Source organism: Actinomadura sp. NPDC048394, assembly GCF_040651755.1.
Classification (GTDB): Bacteria; Actinomycetota; Actinomycetes; order Streptosporangiales; family Streptosporangiaceae; genus Spirillospora; species Spirillospora montaniterrae.
The window spans coordinates 59,331-78,445 of the sequence record NZ_JBEZJL010000003.1 but is presented as its reverse complement, the minus strand read 5'-3'; the positions used below and the strand labels follow the sequence as shown (position 1 = coordinate 78,445).

16 protein-coding genes are annotated in these 19,115 nt (G+C 72.2%); 12 read left to right on the top strand and 4 right to left on the bottom strand.

Translation table 11 applies throughout. From position 1 onward, the window contains the following. Positions 1 to 121: 121 nt before the first annotated feature. A complete protein-coding gene (locus AB0C78_RS02585) occupies positions 122 to 2,626 on the top strand; it encodes an alpha/beta fold hydrolase (RefSeq protein ID WP_360740861.1) in 2,505 nt (834 codons plus the stop codon). Next, positions 2,623 to 3,528 (top strand): ABC transporter permease subunit, encoded by a 906-nt coding sequence (locus AB0C78_RS02580; protein ID WP_360740859.1) that lies wholly within the window; start codon positions 2,623 to 2,625, stop codon positions 3,526 to 3,528. Before AB0C78_RS02585 ends, AB0C78_RS02580 begins: the two co-directional genes overlap by 4 nt. Positions 3,529 to 4,748: 1,220 nt before the next feature. On the opposite strand, the gene AB0C78_RS02575 is transcribed toward AB0C78_RS02580, so the two are convergent. Both AB0C78_RS02575 and AB0C78_RS02570 read right to left on the bottom strand, forming a co-directional pair. After that, a complete protein-coding gene (locus AB0C78_RS02575; RefSeq protein WP_360740857.1) occupies positions 4,749 to 6,692 on the bottom strand; it encodes an FtsX-like permease family protein in 1,944 nt (647 codons plus the stop codon). Beyond that, complete coding sequence (locus tag AB0C78_RS02570; protein ID WP_360740855.1) at positions 6,686 to 7,495, bottom strand: ABC transporter ATP-binding protein; 810 nt, start codon at positions 7,493 to 7,495, stop codon at positions 6,686 to 6,688. The genes AB0C78_RS02575 and AB0C78_RS02570 overlap by 7 nt, the downstream gene beginning before the upstream one ends. Before the next feature lie 110 nt (positions 7,496 to 7,605). Between AB0C78_RS02570 and AB0C78_RS02565 the strand changes: the two genes are divergently transcribed. Next, positions 7,606 to 8,928, top strand: a complete 1,323-nt coding sequence (locus tag AB0C78_RS02565) for a sensor domain-containing protein (RefSeq protein WP_360740853.1) — start codon at positions 7,606 to 7,608, stop codon at positions 8,926 to 8,928. Beyond that, positions 8,907 to 9,572: a response regulator transcription factor gene (locus AB0C78_RS02560; protein WP_360740851.1), complete on the top strand. Its 666-nt coding sequence runs from the start codon at positions 8,907 to 8,909 to the stop codon at positions 9,570 to 9,572. Before AB0C78_RS02565 ends, AB0C78_RS02560 begins: the two co-directional genes overlap by 22 nt. A gap of 14 nt (positions 9,573 to 9,586) precedes the next feature. Here AB0C78_RS02560 and AB0C78_RS02555 read toward each other — a convergent pair whose 3' ends face one another. Further along, positions 9,587 to 10,054: a GNAT family N-acetyltransferase gene (locus AB0C78_RS02555; RefSeq protein ID WP_360740849.1), complete on the bottom strand. Its 468-nt coding sequence runs from the start codon at positions 10,052 to 10,054 to the stop codon at positions 9,587 to 9,589. Positions 10,055 to 10,181: 127 nt separating this feature from the next. Here AB0C78_RS02555 and AB0C78_RS02550 point away from each other — a divergent pair, with 127 nt between their 5' ends. Continuing rightward, positions 10,182 to 10,730: a TetR/AcrR family transcriptional regulator gene (locus AB0C78_RS02550; RefSeq protein WP_360740847.1), complete on the top strand. Its 549-nt coding sequence runs from the start codon at positions 10,182 to 10,184 to the stop codon at positions 10,728 to 10,730. A gap of 55 nt (positions 10,731 to 10,785) precedes the next feature. Then, positions 10,786 to 11,334, top strand: a complete 549-nt coding sequence (locus AB0C78_RS02545) for a YciI family protein (protein ID WP_360740845.1) — start codon at positions 10,786 to 10,788, stop codon at positions 11,332 to 11,334. A gap of 46 nt (positions 11,335 to 11,380) precedes the next feature. Here AB0C78_RS02545 and AB0C78_RS02540 read toward each other — a convergent pair whose 3' ends face one another. After that, positions 11,381 to 11,743, bottom strand: a complete 363-nt coding sequence (locus AB0C78_RS02540) for a nuclear transport factor 2 family protein (protein WP_360740843.1) — start codon at positions 11,741 to 11,743, stop codon at positions 11,381 to 11,383. A gap of 152 nt (positions 11,744 to 11,895) precedes the next feature. On the opposite strand from AB0C78_RS02540, the gene AB0C78_RS02535 reads away from it, so the two are divergent. The 6 genes from AB0C78_RS02535 (at position 11,896) to AB0C78_RS02510 (ending at position 18,824) form a co-directional block, all read left to right on the top strand. Continuing rightward, positions 11,896 to 13,005 (top strand): PP2C family protein-serine/threonine phosphatase, encoded by a 1,110-nt coding sequence (locus AB0C78_RS02535; protein ID WP_360740841.1) that lies wholly within the window; start codon positions 11,896 to 11,898, stop codon positions 13,003 to 13,005. Between the two features lie 74 nt (positions 13,006 to 13,079). Beyond that, complete coding sequence (gene rarD / locus AB0C78_RS02530; RefSeq protein WP_360740839.1) at positions 13,080 to 13,985, top strand: EamA family transporter RarD; 906 nt, start codon at positions 13,080 to 13,082, stop codon at positions 13,983 to 13,985. A gap of 59 nt (positions 13,986 to 14,044) precedes the next feature. Then, positions 14,045 to 14,419: a hypothetical protein gene (locus AB0C78_RS02525; RefSeq protein ID WP_360740837.1), complete on the top strand. Its 375-nt coding sequence runs from the start codon at positions 14,045 to 14,047 to the stop codon at positions 14,417 to 14,419. A 390-nt stretch (positions 14,420 to 14,809) separates the two neighbouring features. Then, the gene (locus AB0C78_RS02520) at positions 14,810 to 16,177 is read left to right on the top strand and encodes a cytochrome P450 (RefSeq protein WP_360740835.1); all 1,368 of its coding nucleotides are present in this window, start codon (positions 14,810 to 14,812) and stop codon (positions 16,175 to 16,177) included. Further along, positions 16,177 to 17,142, top strand: a complete 966-nt coding sequence (locus AB0C78_RS02515) for a terpene synthase family protein (RefSeq protein ID WP_360740833.1) — start codon at positions 16,177 to 16,179, stop codon at positions 17,140 to 17,142. Before AB0C78_RS02520 ends, AB0C78_RS02515 begins: the two co-directional genes overlap by 1 nt. Further along, a complete protein-coding gene (locus AB0C78_RS02510) occupies positions 17,139 to 18,824 on the top strand; it encodes a prenyltransferase/squalene oxidase repeat-containing protein (RefSeq protein ID WP_360740831.1) in 1,686 nt (561 codons plus the stop codon). Before AB0C78_RS02515 ends, AB0C78_RS02510 begins: the two co-directional genes overlap by 4 nt. Positions 18,825 to 19,115 lie beyond the last annotated feature (291 nt).

Sequence of the window (19,115 nt, the reverse complement as noted above, 5' to 3'; positions counted from 1 at the left end):
CGCCGATACGTCCGGTACGCCGGAGGATGTAACGGCGGCGCGGCTCGTACGGCGGCGGGCGCAGGGAAGATCGGCGCGAGGGTGGAGCGGCCCGCGGCGGGCCCGCACATAGGCTGCTGGCATGACGGTGGGCGGCGCGATCCGGGCGCGATGGGGCAGGACGGGCCGTGCGGCGCGCTGGACCGCCGCCGGGTCCGCCGCGGCGCTGGCCGCCGGCGCCGCCGTCTGGGGAGCCGCCGCCGGCGAGCCGCCCCGCGTGCGCACCGTCGACCAGCGCGTCCAGGTCGTCGACGGCCCGCACGACGACCAGCATGTGACGCTCGACACCACCTTCTACAAGCCCGTCGGGCGCGCGAAGGCACCGGCGATCATGCTGGGGCACGGGTTCGGCGGCGACAAGCACGACGTCGCGGGCGACGCGCGCGCGCTGGCCCGCGCCGGCTACGCCGTCCTGACCTGGACGGCCCGCGGGTTCGGCGCGTCCACCGGGCAGATCGCCCTCGACTCCCCCGACTACGAGGTCAAGGACGCCCGGCAGCTCATCGACTGGCTGGCGAAACGGCCGGACGTGCGGCTCGACGGGCCCGGCGACCCGCGCGTCGGCATGACCGGCGAGTCCTACGGCGGCGCGATCGCGCTGATGACCGCCGCCTACGACCGGCGCGTCGACGCCATCGCACCGGAGATCACCTGGAACAGCCTGCCGGACGTCCTGTTCCCCAACGCCGCCGGCGCGGGCCCCGGCAAGGGCGTGTTCAAGAAGCTGTGGGCCGGGGTCTTCTTCACCAGCGGCTCCCGCGGCGCCGGCTGCGGACGGTTCCTGCCGTCCCTCTGCGCGATGTACCAGAAGGTCGCCGAGCAGGGCGCGCCCACCGAGGACGCCATCGCGACGCTGCAACGGTCGAGCCCCGCCTCCGTCGCCGACCGGATCAAGGTGCCGACCCTGCTCGTCCAGGGACAGTCCGACTCGCTGTTCCCGCTCGACCAGGCCGACGCGAACGCGCGCGCCATCGCCCGCAACGGCGCGCCCGTCTCCGTCGTCTGGTACCAGGGCGGGCACGACGGCGGCGACCCGGAGACCGGCCGCGTGCGCGGGCTCGTCCGCGACTTCTTCGACGCGCGGCTCCGGCACGGCGCCGCGTCCGGCACCCGCTTCACGGTGACCCGCGCGGGCGGCCTCGACTCCTCCACCCAGCAGGTCGTCGTCCAGGAGGCGAAGGCCCGCACGTATCCGGGCCTGTCCGGCGACCCGCAGCACCTTCCGCTGGACGGGGCGGAGCAGACGATCCACAACCCCGCCGGCGGTTCCCCCGCGGCCGTCTCCGCGCTCCCCGGGCTCGGCGCGCTGGGCTCGCTCGGCTCGCTCGGCGCCGCGGGCGGCGGGCTCCCCACCGACATGCCCGGACAGACCGCCACGTTCGACACCCGCCCGCTCGGCCACTCCCTCCGCATCACCGGCGCCGCCACCGTCCGGCTCCACGTGGCGGAGAACGGCACCGCAGGCGAGAGCGGACCGCTCTTCGCCAAGCTCTACGACGTGCCGCCGGACGGCCCCGCCGCCCCCGCTCGGCGCATCGCCGCGCCGTTCCGGGTGACCGGCGGCGAGGTCACCGTCACCCTGCCCGCGATGGACCACCGGTTCGACCGCGGCCACCGCCTCCGGCTCGTCATCGCCACCACCGACATGGGCTTCGCGACACCGCCGCAGCCCGCCGCCTACCAGGTGCGCGCCGTGTCCGGGCTGACCGTCCCGACCGACCCGTCCTTGGTCACGGCGCCCGCCCCCATCCCCACCTGGGTGTGGATCCTGCCGCTGGCCGGCCTCGCGGTCGCCGCCGCGCTGCTCCTCGGCGTCCGCCGCGCCCGTCCCCGCGAACGCGACACGGACGTCCCGCTGGAGATCACCGGGCTCACCAAGGCGTACAGGAACGGCCACCTCGCGGTCGCCGACCTGTCGTTCCGCGTCGAGAAGGGCCAGGTGCTCGGCCTCCTCGGCCCGAACGGCGCGGGCAAGACCACCACCCTCCGCATGCTGATGGGCCTCATCCACCCCGACGCCGGCGAGATCCGCATCTTCGGCCACCGCGTCACCCCGGGCGCCCCCGTCCTCGCCCGCCTCGGCTCCTTCGTCGAGGGCCCCGGGTTCCTGCCGCACCTGTCCGGACGCGACAACCTCGACCTGTACTGGCGCGCCACCGGACGGCCCGCCGACGAGGCGCACATGGACGAGGCCCTCGCGATCGCCGGCCTCGGACCCGCCCTCGACCGCGCCGTCCGCACCTACTCGCAGGGCATGCGGCAGCGCCTCGCCATCGCGCAGGCGATGCTCGGCATGCCCGACCTGCTCGTCCTCGACGAACCCACCAACGGGCTCGACCCGCCGCAGATCCGCGAGATGCGCGAGGTCCTCGTCCGGTACGCCGCCGCCGGCCGCACCGTGATCGTCTCCAGCCACCTGCTCGCCGAGGTCGAGCAGACCTGCACGCACGCCGTCGTCATGGCCGGCGGCCGCCGCGTCGCCGCCGGACCCGTCGCCGACATCGTCGGCTCCGGCCGCCGCCTCGAGGACGCCTTCCTGGAGATCATCGGAGAGAGCCCCATGACGGCCCGCGAGACCACGACATGACCACGTCCAAAGAGCCGAAGGCAGGCGAAGCGCCCGCGGCCGGGCCCGCCTCCGGCGGCCGACCGGCGGCCGAAGGCGGATACCGCGTCCGGCGCACCCTCCCGCTGCGCGTCGAGGCGATCCGCCAGTTCCGCCGGCGCCGCACGCTCATCGCCTTCGGCATCCTCCTCGTCCTGCCCTGGGTGCTGGTCGGCGCGTTCATGATCGGCGGCTCGCCGTCCGGCGACGGCGTCCCGGGCCTGGTGGACGTCGCCACCGCCGGCGCCCTGAACTTCACGCTGTTCGCCCTGTTCGTCTCGACGGGCTTCCTCCTCGTCGTCGCCGTCGCGCTGTTCTGCGGCGACACGGTGGCGAGCGAGGCCGGCTGGTCGTCGCTGCGCTACCTGCTCGCCGCCCCCGTCCCGCGCGCCCGCCTCCTCCGCCAGAAACTGATCGTCGCCCTCGCCTACTCGGTCGCCGCGGTCCTGACGCTCCCGCTCATGTCGCTGGTCGCGGGCACCGCCGCCTTCGGCTGGGCCGACGTCGAACTCCCCACGGGCGGCACCGTCCCCACCTCGACCGCCCTCGCCCGCATGGCGATCGTCGTCGGCTACTCGCTCGTCGCCCAGCTCGTCGTCGCCGCCCTGGCGTTCCTCCTGTCGGTCGTCACCGACTCCCCGCTCGGCGCGGTCGGCGGCGCCGTCGGCCTCGTCATCGTGAGCAACATCCTGGACGCCGTCACCGCCCTCGGCTCCTGGCGCGACTTCCTGCCGACGCACTGGATGTACTCGTGGATGGACGCCCTCCAGCCGCAGATCCAGTGGACCGGCATGGCCAAGGGCGCGGCCATCTCCGTCGCCTACGCCGCCGTCCTCCTCGCCCTCGCGTTCCGCCGCTTCCAGACCCGCGACATCGTGTCCTGACCCGCCGTTACCGCACGCGAAACGATCTCTCCCGACCACTTTCGGCCGCCACCGACCGTGATCGCATGACCACGTCAGGTCGACCTCCCTTCCCGAAAAACGGTCGAACCGGCAGAGGATGTCGCATAAGCTCGCTGAACCTCGCCTTCGGCGCCCGCGTCGTAGGAAGTGCAGGTGACATCGGCTCGATCGACGGGTTAAACCCGGCCCGACGGGGGAGATGATCAACATGGCACGGCAGCAGCTCATCAAGCGCCCCAAGCCCCCACGTCAACCGAGCCCGCCGGACCTGAGGACCCCCTCAGGCCGCCTCCTGCCGTACTGACCCCACCACCTGACCCCGCACCACCACCGCCAAACCCAGCCCCACCCCGCGTCCACCACCAACGCCACACCTCAGCAGCGCACCACACCCGCGCCACCTCCGGCCATCCACCAACCAGCCCGACGCACCCCACCGGGCCACCCCCGCGCGACAAGCCCGCAACCACCCTGACCCGCCTGGCCCACCCGCCAGACCTCCTGGGCTACCCACCAGGCCCCCACCCCTCCGCGCCACCCCTCCGCGGCCAAGGGCTGAGACGGCCGAGCAAGCCCGCCGAGAGGTCGCCCGCGGACTCCCAGGTGGTGCGACTCGGCGCTCTGGAGACGTCGCGGCGACGCACATGCCCGCGTACTGGCGCGAGTCCAGCGGCCCGGCCTGCGCGGGTCGCCGAACGGCGGCCTGGCCTGCGCGTTCCGCAACGACACGCGGCAAACGACGGCACACCGCAGCACGCGCCGAACGATGTCACGCGCCCGGACGGCAGCGCACATCAGACGACACACGACGGCGGCCCGCGCATGACGACGAGCGACGCATGACGACGAGCGACGCATGACGGCGGGCTGCGCATGACGACGAGCGGCAGGGCCCCACTGCAGCGGCGCACCTCACCACGGACCGCAACGCGCATCACACGGCAGCACACAACCGATGGCGGTCGGGCGCGAACGGCACGGCCGGGCGCGAACGACAGCGCGGCGGGGAGGGCGAGAACGAGCGGACAGCAACGCGTCACGCCAGCGCATCGGGGACGGGGCGCTTGGCGGGCGGGCGTGGGGCTTGGGGGCGGAGGATGTGGGCAGGGCGGGCTGGGGCTGCGGAGGGCTGGCGTGGTGTGCGGGCCGGAGTGATGTGGAGGTTGGGGGTGGGGGCGGTGGGGGTGGGGGCTGGGTGGTTAGTTGGGGGTAGTTAGGAGGGATGCGGGGGGTTGTTTGGTTGCGGTGAAGGTTGTCCAGGTGCTGGCGGCTCCGGTGATGGCGAAGGCGGCGAGTGCGGTGATGCCGAGGAGGGTCCAGGGGACGTCGACCAGGGGGCGGCCTGCGGCGCGGAGGGAGGCGGCGAGCATGCCGGCGAGGGCGCCGGCGGCGACCGTGCAGCCGAGGACGAGGCCGATGGCGGTGACCGCCCATGACTCGATCAGCGCGGCGCGGATCACCTGGGGGCGGGTCAGGCCCGTGACGCGGGCGGCGGCGAACTCGGCCCGGCGTTCGGCTCCGGCGATCATGACGGCGTTGATGACCGCGACCACCGCGTAGCCGCCGGCCATGCCCATGAGGACGGCGAGGATCCCCATGTTGCCGCGCTGCTGCGCGGCGGTCCGGTCGTCCGCCCACTGCGGGACGGTCTGGACCTTGTCCGCGCCCGCGGCATGGAGCGCCGTCCGGGCCGTCGAGCGGCTCGTGCCGGGAGTGAGGCGGATCACGGTCTCGGCCTTCGCTGTGGCGAGGGTCGAGGCGGGGATCAGTTCGCGCGGTACGAGGAAGGTCTCGGAGTAGTTCTCGAGGGTGGCGCGGAGGGCGGCCACGACCTTCAGCCGCGTCTTGTGGCCGTTGATGGTGGCGATCACGGTGGAGCCGACGCGGATTCCCGACTCGGCCATGCCGGGGCCCAGGGCGATCGTCCGGCCGTGGAGCCGGGTGAGCGAGCCGGCGCGGAGGTGAAGGTCGTGGGTGCGTGCGTAGGCGGGGGCGTCGATCGCGACGATGCCCGCGTAGTGCGTCTGGCGCCATGTTCGGTTCGCCTCGTGGTGCCGAGCGGTCACGCTCATGGAGAGGGAGACCTGCGGTGATGCGGCGGCGACGCCGGGGACGGCGGCGAGGCGGTCCAGGTCGGCGCCCTGCGAGGTCACCACCAGGTCGCCGCGGACGAGGTGGCGTTGCTCCTCGCCGGACATCAGCGCCAGCGAGCCGAGGGTGCCGGTCAGGCCGAGGAGCAGGGCGACCAGGACGATCAGCGGGGCGGCGGTGGACGCGCTGCGGCGCACGCCGTCGCGGAGGTTGGCCTGGGCCAGTTCGCCGAGGGGGCCGGCCCGGAGGACGGTGCCGAGGACGCGTCCGGCGAGGGGGACGACGAGGGGGCTCAGCGCGCTGAGCGAGACGGCTCCCATGATGGAGATGCCGAGCCCCATCATCATGGCGCCGAGCAGGTCGGCGGACTGGGCGAGCGTCACCATCCAGATCGTGAACGCGAGGGAGGACAGGCCGGCCAGCCAGCGCGCCGGGGTCATGACGCGGGCGGCGCCTCCGGTGTCGCGGAGCGCGTCCAGCGGGCGGACCTTCGTGGCGCGGCGTGCGGCGGCGAGGACGCCGATGAGGGCGACCGTGATCCCGACGCAGCCGGAGGCGACGAGGACGCCGCCGTCCCAGACCAGCGGGAACCCGTCCGGCAGGAAGCCGAGCGCGATCAGCAGCCGGGCCTGCAGCCAGGTCGCGGGGAGGCCGATGAGCACGCCGGCCGCCGTGCCGGTGAGGCCGAGCAGCAGCGCCTCACCGAGCAGCAGGAGGACGAGCTGGCCGCGGCCGCCGCCGACGAGGCGCAGCAGGGCGAGGTCGCGGCGGCGCTGGGCGACGGTGAAGGCGAACGTCGAGCTGACGATGAAGACGGTGAGGAAGGCCGACAGCATCACCGTCATGCCGAGCAGCGTGGCCGCCCCGGCGTAGCCCTCGCGGAGGTCTTCCCTGGCGCGGCCGGTGACGCCGGGCGGGATCGGCGCCCGGTCGGTGGCCACCATGACCAGCAGGGACGATTGGACGAGCGCCACACCGAGCGCGACGGCGGTCATGGCGCCGGCGAAGAGCCGCCAGCGTTCCCGGAAGGTGTTCAGGGCGAGGGTCAGCACGGGGCGGCCTCCAGCCGGGCGAGCCGGTCGGCCACCTCGCGGGCGGTGGGGCGGGCGAGCCGGTCGACGAGCCGCCCGTCGGACATGAACACGACGGCGTCGGCGTGCGCCGCCGCGACCGGGTCGTGGGTGACCATGGCGATGCTCTGCCCGTCCCGGTCGACCATGGTGCGCAGCAGGCCGAGCACGGTGCGGGCGGACGCGGAGTCGAGCGCGCCGGTCGGCTCGTCGGCGAACAGGACGGCCGGGCGGGTGACCATGGCGCGGGCGATCGCCACCCGCTGCTGCTGCCCGCCGGACAGCTCGCGCGGCCGGTGCCGCAGCCGGTCGCCGAGCCCGACCGCGGCCAGCACGGCGCGCACCTCGGCGCGGCGGACGCGGGCGCCGGCGAGCTTGAGCGGGAGCGCGACGTTCTGCTCGGCGGTGAGCGAGCCGATGAGGTTGAAGCTCTGGAAGACGAAGCCCATCGTGCGGCGCCGCAGCCCGGTCAGCACCGCGTCGGGGGCGCCGGTGATCTCCTGCCCGGCGAGCAGGACGCGGCCCCGGGTGACCCGGTCGAGCCCGGCGGCGCAGTGCAGCAGGGTGGACTTGCCGGAGCCGGACGGGCCCATCACCGCCGTCCACGATCCGGCGGGGAAGGCGATGGAGACGCCGTCGAGGGCGCGGACCAGCGCGTTGCCGCCGCCGTACTCGCGGGCGACGTCCCGCAGCTCGGCGGCCGGGGGCGCCGCCGGGCCGGGGGCGGGCCGTCCGGGTGCCGGGAGGGCCGCGATCGGGGTGCCGGAGGTCGGTGTGCTGGTCATGCGTCCACGGAACCATCCGCGTCCCGGGCTCCGCATGACGGCTGACCAGGATCTTTTAAGTATGGCTAGCCATACCGTCAGACCGCGGAAGCGTGGCTACCTTTGGCTTCATGACCGACACCGCCCCTCGCACCGCCCTGGAGGCGGCGGCCGGACGGCGGTTCCTGATCTCCGGCTGGCCCTGGCGCTGCGCGGGATACCTGCTGTCGACGCCGATTCCGATGCTCGCGGCCGCCGTCCCGTTCGCGCTGCTGGTACTGCCGTGGGCAGCGGCGCTGTCGTCCCGGCACGGGGTCGGCGCGCGCCTGCTGCTCGTGGCGCTGGGCGTCCTGTTCGTCGCGGGTCTTGGGCCGCTGGTGGCGCTCCCGGTCGCCGAGGTGGAACGCCGCCGGCTTCGCCTGGTGGACGTCCGCCCCATCGTGTCCGGCCATTCGCGCGTGAACGGTTCCGAGCCTCACACGTGGTCGCTGGTCCGTTACGGCGAGGCGGCCATCTGGCGCGAGATGGCCTACGCGTCCCTGCTGGTGACCTTGGTGCCCGTCCTGTACGGGGCGTTGCTGATGTACGTGTTCGCGGTGGCCGGGCTCGTGTTCAGCCCGCTTCTCGCCATGGGCGACGGCGAACCGGTGGCTCTCGGCCTGGTCAAGGTGGCGACTCCCGCGGACGCCGTGCCGTACGCCATAGCCGGGCTCGCCTTGCTGCCCACCATCCCCTACTTGGCGGCGGTCCTCGCGGGCGCGCACGGGGCGATGGCCAGAACCCTGCTCGGACGGGGCTCTGGTGAGCAACTCCGCGCAGAACTGGTGGAGGTGTCGCGGTCCAGGGCCAGGCTGGTGGACGCGTTCGAGGCCGAGCGGCGGCGCATAGAACGCGACCTGCACGACGGCGCGCAGCAACGCCTGATCGGGCTCACGCTCAAGCTCGGCATGGCGCGCGTGGAACTGCCCGCTGACTCCGATGCCGGTCGCAGCGTGGCAGAGGCCCACGAACAGGCCAAGCTCCTCATGGACGAGTTGCGCGAACTCATCCGGGGCATCCATCCGCGCGTGCTGGCCGACAGGGGCCTCCCCTCGGCGCTGCGCGAACTCGCCGACCGCTCCCCCATACCGGTGACGGTCGAAGCGGACCTGCCTGAGCGTCTGCACCCGCACGAAGAAGGCACCGCCTACTTCGTCGCCGCCGAGGCCCTGTCGAACATCGCCAAGCACAGTGACGCCCGAAGAGGCCGGATGAGCGTGCACCTCCGCGGCGGAACCCTGGCCTTGGAGATCGAGGACGACGGCAAGGGCGGCGCGGACCCGTCCCTGGGAAGCGGGCTCACCGGTCTGGCCGACCGTGTGGCGGTGATCGACGGAAGAATGCTCCTGTCCAGCCCGGCCGGTGGGCCGACCGTCCTACGTGTGGAGTTCCCTTGCAGCCGACCGTCCGAGTAGTCCTCGCCGAAGACGGCGTGCTCCTGCGGGAAGGGCTCGTCGGGTTGCTCGGCAAGTTCGGCTTCGACGTGGTCGCCGCCGTGGAGGACGCCGACGCCCTCAGGGCCGCGGTGGAGGAACACTCCCCCGACCTCGTGGTGACGGACATCCGCATGCCGCCCGGGTTCAGCGACGAAGGCCTCCGCGCCGCTGTAGACCTTCGCAAGGCGCATCCTGGCCTGGCCGTCGTCGCGCTCAGCCAGTACGTGGAGCTGAGCTACTCCGCCGACCTGCTCGACTCCAACGGCGGTATGCGCGTCGGCTACCTGCTCAAGGACCGGGTCGTCGACGTCGAGGAGTTCGTCGCCGCGCTACGACGGGTCGTGGACGGCGGTACGGTCGTCGACCCCACGGTCATCCGGCAGCTCCTTCGCCGCAGCAAGGACCCACTGTCGCGGCTGTCCGCGCGCGAACGCGAGGTGCTCGCCCTCATCGCGGAAGGGCACTCCAACACGGCGATAGCGCAGATCCTCACCGTCGCCGAAGTGACGGTCGGCAAGCACGTCGGCAACATCCTCACCAAGCTGGACCTGCCGTTGACGGACGACAAGAACCGCCGCGTCCTCGCCGTCCTGACCTACCTCCGCAGCCGCGCCGCCGCCTGAGCCGCCTGAGCCGCCTAGAGCGTCTTCTCGAAGCGCACGCGGTCCTGCCCAGGGCCGTCGTATCCGGACTTCGGCTCGTGTACGGCGAAGCCCATGGCCCTGTGGAAGGCGATGGACCCCGTATTGGCGGGCGACGTGATGGCCTTGACCTTCGTACGGCCCGCCGCTGCGGCCTCCTCGAAGAACCGCTCGTACAGGGCCCGCGCCACGCCGTCCTTACGGCGCTTGGGATCGACGCCAACGAAATGGATGTACGCCTCGTCCGGGTGGTCCGGCGAATGGAATCCCACAAGGAAGCCGTGCATGCCGCCGTCACCGTCCATGACGAGGCTCGTCCCGGTGAAGTGCTCGAAGAACAGGCGGGGCAGCAGAAGCGTCAACTGGCGTGCCTGTTCCGGCGTACGGGAATCGGCCCACCACTCCGGCATCACCCGCAGGACCGCCTCGTGGTCTTCCAACCGCGCCCGCCGGATCTCCCGCACCGCTCCGCCTCTCCACCATGGGATCTACACACTCCATCCTTCCCGAGGCATCCCCCGCGACGTCCACGCCCCCTCCCGGACAGGGCAGCGCCGTACACTGACCAGGAAATTCACCGTGAGGAGAGCCATGCCCAGGGCGGACGCGCAACGCAACCGCGACCTCATCCTCACGACGGCCAGAAACGTCTTCTCCGAGCGCGGACCGGACGCGCCGCTCGACGACATCGCCCGTAACGCGGGCGTGGGCAACGCCACCCTGTACAGGCACTTCCCTACACGACGCGACCTGCTCATCGCCGTGTACGCGGACGAGGTCGCCGACCTGACCGTCAAGAGCCAGGAACTCCTGCACCATGACCCGCCCGCCGACGCCCTCTTCGCGTGGCTGCGGGCATTCATCGCCCATGTCGCCGACAAGGGCGACCTCGCCCGCGCCATTCCGGAAGATGGACGTTCCCCCCTCTTCGACGAATGGCATGCTGCCATGCACGCAGCCGTGGCGCCCCTACTGGCGAGGGCCCAGGAGGCCGGTGCCGTTCGTCCCGACCTCGACGGCCCGGACCTCCTGGCGTTGGCAGGTGGGATAGCCACCGCAGGAGCCGGCACCCCGCAAACCGACCGCCTCCTCCGCCTCGTCCGGGAAGGCATCACCACGCCCGTACGAAACCCCACCTGACCCTGGGCGCGGACACCGTGGAGGGTTGCCTCCCAGGGTGGTGAAGACTGTCCGCATGGAGTTCTTCTGCTACCACCGTGATCGGCGCGGCTCTATGCCGCTGCGCCACGAACTCGTAGAAGAGCACTGGTCCTATATGGACCGCTACGCGGCGGAGATGATCGCCCGTGGCCCGACCTTCTTGAGCGACGGCGAAACGCTCACCGGAAGCGTGCACATCGTCGACCTCCCCGATTCCGCCGCCGCCCGCGCGTTCGCCTTCGACGAGCCCGGCTACCAGGCCGGCGCCTACCGCGACGTCATGCTGCGCCGCTGGCACAACGCGCTCGGGCGCACGATGTGGGAGTTCCCCGGCGACCGCGACGAGGGCGACCACTACCTAGTGCTCGGCCTAGGCGAAGGCCACTCCGCCGACCGCGATCTGCCGCCCGGCAATCACGCGCTGATCGCCTACGGCCCCCTACTGTCCGACGACGGGAGCACATGGCTGGGCACAGCGGCACTAGTGCAGGCACCGAACCCGGAAACGGCCCGCACCGTCCTGCCCGCAGACCGGTACGCCGACATCGAAGTCCACCTCTGGACTTTCGGCGGCCGCAGATAGCTGCCCAGAAGCAGCCCTACCGGAGCTAGAAGCCGGCCCACCGGAGCTATCGGAGCAGGCTCGGCTGGTCGATCACCCACAACCACGTGCCGTCCGCCTGGCGGCGAGCCACTTCGACCGTGACGCCGCCGTCGACCAGATGCGTCGAGGTCAGCGCCAGATCGCCGTTGCGGAGCGTCGGCAGCCGCCGTCCCGGTGCGAAGGACGGCCTGCCGGCGACGAGCCGCTCGTAGGCCTCCCGGATCTCCTCGCCGCCCGTCGCGACCCGGCCGTCCGGCAACGCCAGGACGGCATCGGGCTCGTACAACGCCACCAGCCCGTCCACGTCGCCCGCGTTCAGCCGCTCCAGGACGAACCGGCTCAAGTCGTCCGGGTGCCGGGCAGGCTCGCGTTCCCGTCCCTCGCTCATCAACGCCCCCTCGCGCTCGGTCCTCGCGTCCCGCACGCAACACGATGATGCCAGGGGCCTCCGACGACAGACCCCGGCCTCGAAGCCATATGACCTGGTCAGTGACCGTCTACCAGGAACATGGACCTCCGAGCCGGGGGCATGGGAGGGCCATGGGGGGTCGACGTTCATGGGCGGACCGCATCAAGCGGCCGCTGCTGGCTCACGGCGTCGTGGTGGTCGCGCTCGCGTTCATGGTGGCGATCACCGTGACGGACCTCGTCCTCGGGACGACCGTCCACCTTGGACCGTTCCTGGTCATCGCGCCCGCGCTCGCCGCCTCCATGGCGACGGTGCGGCTGACCGCCGTCGTCGCCGCCCTGGCGGTGGCGGACCAGGTGATCATCGCGATCTTCCACGGCGGGCTGACCACGACGAACCACCTGGCGCAGATCATCGCGCTGACCCTGCTCTCCCTGCTGATCGTCTTCCTGCGCCTGGTCCGGGAGCGCCGCGAGCACGCGCTGGGCCAGGCGCGATCCGTGGCCGAGACGGCGCAGCGCGCCCTGCTGAGGCCGCCGCCCGAGCGGATCGGGCCCCTGCGGGTGGCCTGGCTCTACCTGACGGCCCAGGACGAGAGCCAGATCGGCGGCGATCTGTTCGCGGTCACACGCGCGTCCGGGCCCGCGAGCCGGGTGCTGATAGGCGACGTCCGAGGCAAGGGCCTGGACGCCATAGCCGAGGCATCGGTGGTCCTAGGCGCATTCCGGGAGGGCGCCCGCCGCTACGCCCTGCCCGCCCTCACCGCCGCCCTCCAGGAAAGCGTCGACCGCGACCTCGAAGAAGTCGCCGACACCGAGCACGACCTGGGCGAACACTTCATCACCGCGCTCGTCCTCGACGTCGCCGACGACCACCAGGAAGTCGAGATGATCAGCTGCGGTCACCCGCCTCCCCTGCTCCTGCACGACCGCCGCACCACAACCCTCGAGCCGCACGCCCCCGCACCACCGCTGGGCGTGCCGAACCCCGTCCCGCTCAACGTCGAGCGTTTCACCTTCGCGCCCGGCGACATGCTCGTCCTCTACACCGACGGCGTCATCGAAGCCCGCTCGCCGTCCGGGGACTTCTACCCGCTCGCCGAACGCGTCGCGACCTTCCCCGCCACCGACCCCGCCACGCTGCTGGACCACATCCACCGCGACCTGCTCGCCCATACCGTCGACCACCTGGCCGACGACGCCGCCCTCCTCATCCTCCAACGCGCAGACCGCCCCGCCTGACCTCCGACCCGGTGGCCGGCGGTGGTCATTAGTGTGGGTGGGGTTGGGTGATTACGGGTTGGTAGGGTGCGGGCGTGGTGAATCGCGGGATGGCGTACGGGGTCGCGGCGTACGTCCTGTGGGGGCTGTTCCCGCTGTACTGGCCGCTGCTGAAGCCGGCCGGGGCGCTGGAGATCCTCGCGCATCGGATCATGTGGTCGCTGGTGGCGGTCGCGGTGGTGCTCGCGGCGGCGCGGAACTGGGGCTGGATCAGGGCGCTGACGGTCCGCAAGGCGGGGCTGCTGGCGGCGGCCGCGCTGGTGATCACCGCGAACTGGGGCACCTACATCTACGCGGTCAACAGCGGGCACACGATCGAGGCGGCGCTGGGCTACTTCATCAATCCGCTGATCAGCGTGGTGTTCGGTGTGGTGATCTTCCGGGAGCGGCTGCGGGCGGGGCAGTGGGCCGCGGTGGGACTGGGCGCGGCTGCGGTCGTGGTGCTGACGGCGGACTACGGGCGGCTGCCGTGGATCGCGCTGGTGCTGGCCTTCTCGTTCGGGACGTACGGGCTGCTGAAGAAGTTCGCGAGCATGCCGTCGGCGGAGAGCCTGGCCGTGGAGACGGCGGTGATGTTCGTGCCGGCGCTGGTGTCCGTGCTGGTGCTGGCGGGACGGGGCGACGCGGCGTTCGGGCATCACGGAGCGGGCCACGCCGCGCTGCTGGCCGGCGCGGGGATCGTGACGGCGATCCCGCTGATGCTGTTCAACGCGGCGGCGATCCGGTTGCCGATGAGCGCGATCGGGATGCTGCAGTATCTCGCGCCCGTCCTGCAGTTCCTCATCGGGCTGCTGGTGCAGGGCGAGGAGATGCCGCCGAGCCGGTGGGCCGGTTTCCTGCTCGTGTGGCTCGCGCTGGTGGCGCTGACCTGGGACGGGGTGCGGGCCGGGCGGCGGACGCGGGTTCCGGAAACGGATGCCGTGCCGGAAACGGCGCATTGAAGGCGCCCGGCCGAGCCACTAAAGTGCCGGACGTCACACGCCGCATCCGAGGAGTCCTGTTGCGTTTGCTGAGCGTCACCGTGTTGGGGTCCGCACTCGTCGCGGCGGGTCTGATGGCACCGGCGGCGGGCGAGGCGACCACCTCGGGGCACGACGGGCTGACGGTGCGGCCGGGCACGACCCGGGCCGGGGAGAAGGTGGATCTGTCGGTCCCCGGGTGCGGCCCGGGACGGCACTGGGCGTCATCGGACGTGTTCGACGGGCGGGCCCGGCTGGACGGCCAGAACGGCACAGCGGTGCTCAAGGACGACGCGAAGCCCGGGACGTACACGGTGCGGGTGCACTGCGGGTCGCACACGGCGACCGGGAAGGTGCGCGTGGCGGGGCGGCTCGTCTGGCCGACCCTGCTCCCGGGCAACCGCGACGGCCTGTAGCCGCGAGCGGCTCGGAGGCGTGACGGCCTGTAGGCGCGGCGGCGCCTCAACTCTGGTGACGGATTCGGTGTCCCGCACGAACGGTGCGTGAGAAGTACACCGACCAAGACATCCATCTACATATGCCATCAAGACCGACGAATGGCAAGTCCTTTGACTGAGTGACTCATGTCACTCGTCAGATGCATGTATCGGACACATTCGATCTTGATCCACATCTAGGTCGATGTGATACTTCCACGGTATTGACCAGGTTTCGGCAAACTTATACCAACCCTTCCGGGATGCCCTTTTTGCCGCGAGAGGGGCGTTCCGCCGCAAGATTTCCCGCACGATTCGTCGAACACCGTCCTTCGCGCGAGAGACGTCCAGTCTGAGGGGCACGTCACGATGACCGTCACCGCCGGCCCGCCACGGTCCCGGAAACCGAGAAACTTCCCCCTTTACCGCACGGTTTCCCGCTTCGTCCGCGACCCCCTGAGGGAGATCGAGCGGATCAGTACCGCGGCGGGAGGTGAGATAGCGCGGCTGGACCTCGGCGCCTCGCACCCCTACGTGGTGACGCACCCCGACCACGTCCAGCAGGTGCTGCGCAAGGAGTCGGAGAACTTCGTCCGGGACGGGACGTTCTGGCGCCCCCTGCACAGCCTGTTCGGCGACAGCATCATGTCCGAGTACGCCGAGTGGGAGCTGAGCAAGCGGATCCTGCAGCCGGTCTTCTCCACCCGCACGATCCGGTCGCTGAGCGACCATATGGCACGTGCCATCAACGAGGCCGTCGCGAAGCTCGACGAACCGGCGCGTGAGGGACGGTCCATCGAGGTGCTGCCGGAGATGGGCCGCATCGTCCACGACACCGTCATCAAGGTGCTCTTCGGGGACAAGATAAGGAAGGCCGAGGCGGACCGGCTGATCCCCGCGATGGAGCGCCTGGCCACGTCGATCGCGTTCCGTTTCCTGCTGCCGTTCGTCCCGCGCTCCATCCCGCTGCCGGGCGACCGCGCGTTCTCCGCGGGCCTCCGGGTCATGGACGAGACGCTCTACGAGCTCGTCGACCGGTTCCGGTACGACCCGGGCGAGGGCTACGACATCTTCACGGCGCTCTGCAAGGCCCGCATGACGGAGGGCAGCGGCCTCGACGACAACTGGGTCCGCGACAACCTGCTCGCCATGTGGGCCACCAGCACCGAGACGACGACGGTCGCGCTGACCTGGATCTGGCCGATGCTCGCCGCGCATCCGGACGTCACCGCGCGGCTGCGCGCCGAGATCGAGGCGGTGGTGGGCGACGAGGCGGTGCGGCCCGAGCACCTGCACCGGCTCCCCTACGTGAAGCAGGTCGTCCAGGAGCTGCTGCGGCTGTACCCGGTGGGCTGGATCTTCCCGCGCATCGCGCTGAAGGACACCGTCATCGGCGGTGTGCCGGTCGAGGCGGGGCAGACGGTTCTGATCAGCCCGTTCCTCACGCACCGCCTCGAGTCGGTGTGGGAGCGGCCGCTGGAGTTCGACCCTGAACGCTTCACGCCCGAGCGTGCGCGCGCGCGTCACCGCTACGCCTACTTCCCCTTCGGCGGCGGCCCGCACCAGTGCATCGGACGGCATGTGTTCAACATGGAGGCCGAGTTGATCCTCACCGCCATCCTCAGCCGGTACCGTCCGGAGATGGCGCCGACGGAGGGTCCGGTACAGGCGCGGATCGGCGCGACGCTCCGCCCCAACCAGCCGCTCCACCTCCTGCTGCACCCGGTCCAGCGCTGATGGACGGCATCGGCGGCGACACGGCCGCCCCTCAGTCCTCCACGCCTGCCCCCACGTCCGCCCTTCAGTCCTCCACGCCTGCCCTCACCTCCCCAACATCCGCTCTGCAGGCCGGGACGATCTGCGCCGTCGCCGGGCAGGCGCAGCGGCAGATGCGGGCGTGGGCGGCCGACCATCCCGCGCTCTACGACGCGAAGGCGTTCGACCCCGCCCTGTTCAGCACGCTCGCGCTCGCCGCCGCGTTCAGCGGGCCGGACCTCGGTGCGGACCGTCTCGCGGTCGCCAACAAGGTCTGCCTGTGGTGCTTCGGCCTGGACTGGCTGATCGACTACGCCGCATCGTCCCGGGACGAGGTCGCCGGCCTGGTCCGCAGGTGCGCCGCCGTGGCCGACGGCGAGGAGCCCGCGCCGGGGACGCCCGCCGAGGACGAGCTCTCGCGGTTCCTCGCCGGCATCCGGGACGAGCTGCGGGCCGAGCCGGCGTTCCCCGGGCTCGGCGACGTCTGGCGGGAGGAGCTGCAGCGCATGCTCGACGCCATGGCCCTCGAATGGGACTGGAAGGCCGCGCGGGACGCCGGAGGCGACGCCCCCTCGTTCGACGAGTACCTCGCGAACGCCGACAATCTGGGCTTCGCCTTCGTGTTCGTCTCGCATTGGATCGCCTCCGGCGGCGGCGGGGACGTGACGGCCGTCCGCGAGGCGGGCTGGGCCGTGCAGCGGGTCATCCGGCTGCTCAACGACCTCGGAACCTACGAGCGCGACCTCGAATGGGGCGACCTCAACGCGCTCCTGCTCGGCCGCCCGCGCGCGGAGGTCCAGGAACGGATCTCGGCGCTGACCGCCGAGGCACGCGTGCTCATTGCGCGCGCGCGAGACGGCGCCCCCCGCCTCGCCGACTACATGGAACGGCAGATGGACTTCTGCGCCGGCTTCTACGGGGTCACGGACTTCTGGGGTTCCCTGTGAGCATCGACGACCGCCCTATAGCGGCGACCACCGTCCCTTCACCCCGGCAGGAAACCGCCCACCCCCCTCATGAGCCGGACGCCGACCTCCCCCGCGCGGTCGCCCGGCTCATCGCCGGGCTGACCGAGCACCCCTGGGGCCGGACGTCGCCGTCGGTCTACGAGACGGGCCGGCTGGTGACGCTCGCGCCCTGGCTCAGCGGGCACGCGCGGCGCGTCTCCTACCTGCTGGAGCAGCAGCGGCCGGACGGTCTGTGGGGCGCCCCGGAACCCGGCTATGCGCTCGTCCCGACGCTGAGCGCGATCGAGGCCCTGCTGAAGGTGCTCACCCGCGAGGGCGGGGTCGCCGGAACCGACCGCGACCGCCTCGTCCGCTCCGCGGACCTGGGGCTCGGCGCCGCCGCGGCCCGCCTGTGCGGCCCGTCCGCCCCCGCGTTCGCGCTGCCCGACCTGCCCGCCATCGAGCTGATCACGCCGGCGCTCCTCGAGGGGATCAACGCGTCGCTGGATCGGCTGCGGGAGGCGCCCGTCCCCGGTCTCGGCGCATGGGCCGGGCGCGAACTCACCCCGCCGGACGGCATGGACGTCGCCAAGCTCGGCCTCGTGCGCTCGCTGCTCGGCTCCGGTGCCCCCGCTCCGCAGAAGCTCATGCACGCCCTGGAGGTCGCCGGGCCGGCGGCCGCCGGACTGCCGCACACCCGCCCCGAGCCGACCGGGACGATCGGCGCGTCCCCCGCCGCCACGGCCGCCTGGCTGGGCGCGGAGGCGCCGCCCGAGCCGGGCGATCCGGCCCGCTGGTACCTGGAGACGGTGGTCGCGCGGCACGGCGGCCCGGTCCCGTGCGGCATCCCGCTCACCGTGTTCGAGCGCGGCTGGGTGCTGGCGTGGCTGGCGCGGGCGGGCGTCCCGTTCACCGTGCCGCCCGAGCTCGTCCTCAGCCTGACGGCGCCGCTCGGCCCGGCGGGGACCGCCGCCGCGGCGGGGCTCCCGTCGGACGCCGACACCACCGCCGGCGCGCTGTACGCGCTGGCCCTGCTCGACGCGCCCTGCCGCCCCGACTCCCTCCTCCCCTACGAGACGGACACGCACTTCTGCACCTGGCAGGGCGAGGACGGGGCGTCCATCACGACGAACGCGCACGTCCTGGAGGCGTTCGGCCAGTACCTCGCCACCATGCGGGACCGCGTCGGCGCGGCCTCGGCGGAGCGGTACGCGGCCGCGGCGGCGAAGGCGGCGTCCTGGCTGTGCGGGCAGCAGCGGCAGGACGGCAGCTGGGAGGACCGCTGGCACGCCTCCCCCTACTACGCGACGGCGTGCGCGGCCGTCGCCCTGGCGGCGTTCGGCGGCGAGGCGTCCGCGGCGGCCGTCGCGGCGGCGCGCCGCTGGGTCCTCGGCACGCAGCGCGCGGACGGCTCCTGGGGCCGGTGGGAGGGAACGGCGGAGGAGACGGCGTACGCGGTCCAACTGCTGCTGCTGACGGGACGCGGCGCCGATCCGGCCGCCGCCGAGGCCGCCGCGCGGGCCAGGCCGCACCTGCTGCGTGGGCTGACCAGCGCGGATGATCACGCGGACGGGGAGCCGGCGCTGTGGCATGACAAGGACCTCTACAGGCCCGGCGCGATCGTCATGGCCGCAGTCGTGGCGGCGCTTCATCTCGGCCGCGGGTCCGGCGTGTTTCGGTGAGGTGAATTTCGCCACACCGGTTCCGCCGCGCACCGCCCTCAAATGCGACAAAACCGTGTGTGTTGACGATTCACCTTGAGGGGGTATGGCCCTGTTGCTAGTCTTCTACGCCGTATGGAACGGCGACTAGCCGCCGCCCCTGCGGACCACGACACCAGCAGGCTCGCTTCCGCGAAACACGATGTGCCACGCGGTTGCGAGCCAATTCACATATTGTTGGGGCGATTGTAATGCGCTTCCGCAACTCGCGCCTGCGAACCAAGATCACGGCGCTGTTGCTCTCCCTGACCG

Coding starts and splice junctions, on each gene's coding strand:
- AB0C78_RS02515 (WP_360740833.1), top strand. CDS start 16,177: ATGGACGGCATCGGCGGCGACACGGCCGCCCCTCAGTCCTCCACGCCT.
- AB0C78_RS02540 (WP_360740843.1), bottom strand. CDS start 11,743: ATGAGCGAGGGACGGGAACGCGAGCCTGCCCGGCACCCGGACGACTTG.
- AB0C78_RS02550 (WP_360740847.1), top strand. CDS start 10,182: ATGCCCAGGGCGGACGCGCAACGCAACCGCGACCTCATCCTCACGACG.
- AB0C78_RS02585 (WP_360740861.1), top strand. CDS start 122: ATGACGGTGGGCGGCGCGATCCGGGCGCGATGGGGCAGGACGGGCCGT.
- AB0C78_RS02570 (WP_360740855.1), bottom strand. CDS start 7,495: ATGACCAGCACACCGACCTCCGGCACCCCGATCGCGGCCCTCCCGGCA.
- AB0C78_RS02545 (WP_360740845.1), top strand. CDS start 10,786: ATGGAGTTCTTCTGCTACCACCGTGATCGGCGCGGCTCTATGCCGCTG.
- AB0C78_RS02565 (WP_360740853.1), top strand. CDS start 7,606: ATGACCGACACCGCCCCTCGCACCGCCCTGGAGGCGGCGGCCGGACGG.
- AB0C78_RS02580 (WP_360740859.1), top strand. CDS start 2,623: ATGACCACGTCCAAAGAGCCGAAGGCAGGCGAAGCGCCCGCGGCCGGG.
- AB0C78_RS02520 (WP_360740835.1), top strand. CDS start 14,810: ATGACCGTCACCGCCGGCCCGCCACGGTCCCGGAAACCGAGAAACTTC.
- AB0C78_RS02535 (WP_360740841.1), top strand. CDS start 11,896: ATGGGGGGTCGACGTTCATGGGCGGACCGCATCAAGCGGCCGCTGCTG.